Origin of the sequence: Pseudomonas sp. HMWF006 (genome assembly GCF_003061205.1) — a bacterium.
GTDB lineage: Bacteria > Pseudomonadota > Gammaproteobacteria > Pseudomonadales > Pseudomonadaceae > Aquipseudomonas > Aquipseudomonas monsensis.
The window spans coordinates 10155-15430 of the sequence record NZ_QAIU01000639.1; the positions used below are offsets into that span (position 1 = coordinate 10155).

Consider the following 5276-nt stretch of genomic DNA (forward strand, 5'->3'; position numbering starts at 1 on the left):
ACAGGTGCAGGTACAGCATGCCTTCCTGCAACGGCGCCAGCGGGTAAATATCCTGCAAATTGGCAGCGCCGCCCGGCACGCCGGCGACGATACGGTCGATGGTCGGCTGATCCAGCGTCACCAGCGGCAGCATGTCCGGGGTGATGCGAAACGCCGGACTCAACCAGTCGCCGCCGTGACGGGCGACCAGTTCCAGCAGTTGCGCCTTGTGCGCGACGAGACTGTCCCACACCGCATCATCCAGCGCGTCGTCGCTGCCCAGAATGACCAGGTCTTCATCTTCCTGTTGAAGGCGGATCGCATGGGTGGAAATAACAGCCATCAGTTCGCTGAATTGCATGGGATAACCTGCTGTAAATACGAGAAAAATGAGCGCGCAGCCGCGAGTCCGTGCGAACTGCGCGCAGCCTGGAAAAACTAAAACATCGGGGCATGGGGGGCTGACATGGGAAGCGGGGACAAGCCACCTTCCCTGCCGACGAGTTGCCGAATACCTGTGGCGAGGGAGCAAGCGCCCTCGCCACAGGTTCGATGTCAGCCGTAGTGAACGGCGCCGGACTAGAGCCGGCGTTTGCGGTTGAGGCTCGGGATGGTGGTTTTCGGGATGACCACGTGCTGCGCCTCTCGCGTGGTGCTGAGCGCCAGCGCAGCCAGCGTCGGCTGACTGAACAGCGCCCGGGCATCGGTGTGCAAACCATTCTGGCGCATGCGCGCCACCAGGCTTACCGCGAGTAACGAATGCCCGCCGAGCTCGAAGAAGTTGTCATGCCGCCCGATCCGATGGACGCCGAGCACCTCACCCCAGATCCGTGCCAGCGTGGTTTCGACTTCACCCTCGGGCGCCACGTAAGGCCGGTTGATCAGCGCGTCCGCCCCCGGTTCCGGCAAGGCTTTCCGGTCGATCTTGTCGTTTGGCGTCAGCGGTAAAGTGTCGAGCCGTACAAAGGCTCCCGGCACCATGTATTCGGGCAGCCGCGCCAGCACATGGGTGCGCAAGGTCTCCAGCCCCGGTGCTTCTGCACCGCAGCGCACGGTGTACCAGGCCACCAGACGCTCGTCGCGCACCATCACCAGCGCTTCACGGATCGCTGGATGTTCGATCAGCCGCGCCTCGATTTCCCCCGGCTCCAGGCGCAAGCCCCGCAGCTTGATCTGGAAGTCGTTGCGGCCGAGGAACTCCAGCTCGCCATGCGGGTTGTAGCGCACCAGATCGCCCGTGCGGTACAGCCGGTCGCCGGGCACAAACGGGCTGTCGATGAAGCGCTCGGCCTGCATCTCGGGCAATCGGTGATAACCGCGCGCCACGCCGACCCCGCCGATGTGCAACTGACCGCTGACGCCTTGCGGCACCGGTTGATCGTAAGCGTCGAGTACGTACAGACGGGTATTGCTCAGCGCCTTGCCGATCGGCACCAGATTCTCCGGCACCGGCAGGTGCGGCTCCAGCGTCCATCCGGTGCTGTCCACCGTGGTTTCGGTCGGGCCGTAGACGTTGTGCAAACGCACCCATGGCAACCGGGCACGCACCTGCCGCGCCAGTGCCGCGCTGAGTTCGCCGCCACCGTTGAGGACATCAGTGAGGCTGGTGCACTGCTCGACGTCGTCCTGTTCGATGAACTGCTGCAGCAACGCCGGGACGAACTTGACCACCGTCACTTGATGCTGGCGAATGGTCTGCACCACGTACGCCGAATCACGGTTGCCATCCGGTCGGGCCAATACCAGACGCATGCCGGAACACAGCGGCCAGAAGATCTCCCACACCGAGCTGTCGAAGCTGAACGGCGCTTTTTGCAGCAGCGCACCGTGCCCGGTTGGCGGCGAAATGACCGAGCCCCAGTGCACCATGTTGCAGGCGCTGCGGTGTTCGATCATCACGCCTTTGGGCAGGCCTGTAGAACCCGAGGTGTAGATCATATAGGCGAGGTTCGCGGCGCCGAGGCCGGGCACCTGCAGATTGCTCGCGGGTTGCTGGTCCCACGTGCGGCGGTCGAGGTCGAGCAGCGGCACCCCCGGCTCGCCCAACAGTTGCCGCGTGGCGCCATGCACCAGCAGGGCAACCGGCGCGCTGTCCTGCAACATGTAATTCAGACGCTCCAGCGGATAGTCCGGGTCCAGCGGCACATAGGCGCCCCCCGCCTTGAGGATGCCGAGCAAACCGACCACCAGATCCAGCCCGCGCTCGACACAGATCGCCACCCGCGCATCCGGCTGTACGCCGAGTTCGCGCAAGTGGTGGGCCAGGCGGTTGGCGTGCTCGTTGAGCTGGCGATACGTCAGGCTGCGCTCACCGCTCTGCAGCGCAACGGCATCGGGTTTGCGCCGCACCTGCGCTTCGAACAAAACGTGCAGCGGCTGCTCCAGCGGGCAATCGACCTCGGTGGCGTTGAACGCGATCAGCAAGCGTTGCAACTCCTCGGCCTGCAGGATCGGCAAGCGGTTCAGCGGCTGTTGCGGTGCCTGTTCCAACGCCTGCACCAGGCCGCTCAGCGCGGCTTGCATATAACCGCAGATCCGCTGCGCGCCGATCTGCGCCACGGCCCTGCCGGTGAGGCGCAAACCGTTGCCGTAATCATCCACGCTCAGGGTCAGCGGATAGTTGGTGCGTTCTTCGTTGGCCAGGGTTTCGATGCCTTGCCAGGCTTGCCGCGACGGTTCCAGCAGTTGCGATTCATCGCTGTGCCGGTAGTTGAGCAGCGCGCTGAACAGCGGCGCCGGTGAGGCGACTCCGCTGCAACGCTGGGCCAGCGCCAGCGACGCATGTTCGTGCCCGAGCAGTGCGGTCAGTCGTGCATGGGTAGCGCGCACAGCGTCGAGCACCCCGGCGTCGACGTCGATGCGCAGCGGCAATGTGTTGATGAACACCCCCAACGCCCGGTCGGCGCCCTCGCCGCCCTGCATCCGCCCCATCAGCACGGTGCCGAATACCACATTGGACTGGCCGGACGTCGCCGCTAGCACCCGCGCCCACGCCAGATGGATCAGGCTCGCGACGCTGACCCCGGCCTGACGCGCCTGATGGCGCAAACGCTGATAGACCTCTGCCGGCAGCGCCTGCTGCGCCTCGTCGATGCCGCAACCATCGCCCTGCACTTGCTGCAGGCCGAACGGCAGGGTCGGCGCGTCGATATCCGCCAGTTGTTCGCGGAAAAACGTCTCGTGCTCCTGCTCGCTGACACCCAGGCGCGCCTGCGCCACGTAGTTGCGATACGGCACCGGCGGCGCCAGTTCCACGACCTGCCCGCAGAGGCTGGCCTGCAACTCGCCGCGCATCACTTCGAGGGCAATGTGGTCCATCGCCAGGTGATGAAACAGCAGAATCCCCACTACCCGGCCCAACGCCGGATCCTTGGCGTACACCAGACGCATCAGCGGCGCCTGACTGACGTCGAGGCGGTAACGCCGGGCGTTGAAGCGCGCATGCAACTGCTCGAGGACCGGGCCGTTGGCCGGGTCGAATTCGACTTCCTGCAACGGCAGAATCGCCTCGCGCCAGACCACTTGCACCGGCGTGCTCAGGCCCTCCCAGAGCACCGCCGTGCGCAGAATGTCGTGGCGCGCCATGACCTCGCGCAGCGCTGCGGCGAAAGCCTCGACGCGCTCAAGGCTGTCGAACGCCAGCTGCGATTGCAGCAGGTACGGATCGCCCTGGGCGGCGGTGATGTGGTGGTAGAGGATGCCTTCCTGCAGCGGCGCCAGCGGATAAATGTCCTGCACATTGGCCGCCCCGCCGGGCACCGTGGCGACGATGCGCTCGATGTCCGCCTGCGCCAGTTGCACCAGCGGCAGCAGCGCCGGGGTGATGTGCGTGCAGTCGGCAGCGATGCGGTTGGCCGACACCTCGACTTCACGCCCGCTGCCGACCGAGGCCGCCAGTGCGGCGAGGGTCGGCTGACTGAACAACACGCGCACGTCACTGCTCAAGTCGAGCTGACGCATGCGCTCGATCAGTATCACCGCGAGCAAAGAATGCCCGCCCAACTCGAAGAAATGGTCGTGACGCCCGACCCGTTCGACTTGCAACACTTCCGTCCAGATTTGCGCCAGAGCGATTTCAACCTCGCCTTGCGGCGCTTCATATTCGCGGCGGATCAGGTCCTCAGGCCCGGGCGCCGGCAGCGCCTTGCGGTCGACTTTGCCATTGGCGGTCAGGGGCAATGCCGGTAGACGCACGTAGGCGCTCGGCAGCATGGCACTGCTCAGGCGACTTTTCAGGTGCGCGTGCAACTGGTTGATGTCCAGCGGCGCCTGCTCGGTGAACCACGCCAACAACTGCCCGTCGCGCACCAGCACCACGGCTTCGCGCACCGCCGCATGGCTGGCGAGTGCGCTCTCGATTTCTCCCGGTTCGATGCGCACGCCACGGATTTTCACCTGATCGTCGTTACGTCCCAGATACTCCAGCGTGCCGTCGTTGCGCCAGCGCGCCAGATCGCCGGTGCGATACATCCGCGCATCCGCTTCGCGGCTGAACGGATCGCGCAGGAAGCGTTCGGCGCTCAGGTCCGCACGGTTCAGGTAACCGCGAGCCACGCCAGCCCCACCGACGTACAACTCGCCGGCCACGCCTGGCGGCAGCGGTTGTTGCTGTTCATCGAGCACATACACCGTGGCGTTGCTCACCGGCTTGCCGATGTGCAGCGCCTGCCCGGCGGCGAGGCGCCCCGAGGTCGCCACCACCGTAGCTTCGGTCGGGCCGTAGTTGTTGATCACCGCGAACGATTGCGGGCGCGGGGGCTGGCGCAGGCGATCACCACCGATCAGCAGCGTGCGCAAGGTCGGATGATCGAGCTGGCGGCTGAAGGCGTATTCGGCGATCGGGGTCGGCAGAAAACTCACCTCCAGTGGTTGCGCCCGCCACCAGTCGAGCAGCGCACCAATGTCTTCGCTGCCCTCGCTGGCGGGTGCCAGGTGCAAGGTCGCACCCACGCACAGCGCCGGCAAGACTTCCCAGGCCATCGCATCGAAACCGAATCCGGCGAGGCTCGAGGTCTGGCTGCCGGCCTGCAGATCGAACGCGTCAGCGTGCCAATCCACCAGATTGCACAGGGTCCGGTGCTCGACCATCACCCCTTTGGGCAGGCCGGTGGAGCCGGAGGTGTAAATGACATAGGCGAGATGTGCCGGAGTCAGTCCGGGCACCTTTGGCGCGTCACTATCAGTGGCCGGCCAGCTCGGGCGATCGAGTTCGATCACCGGCACCGACAACGCCGGCAGATGCCCGCGCAAACCACGCTGGGTCAGCACCGCCAGCGGCGCGCTGTCCTCCAGCAGAT

1 protein-coding gene and 1 pseudogene are annotated in these 5276 nt (G+C 65.6%); both read right to left on the reverse strand.

From position 1 onward, the window contains the following. Nucleotides 1-340: pseudogene (locus DBR24_RS34445) on the reverse strand (hypothetical protein); the annotation flags it as partial. A gap of 218 nt (nt 341-558) precedes the next feature. Continuing rightward, on the reverse strand, nt 559-5276 hold a 4718-nt coding region (locus DBR24_RS29655; protein WP_128616473.1), incomplete at its 5' end, for a non-ribosomal peptide synthetase.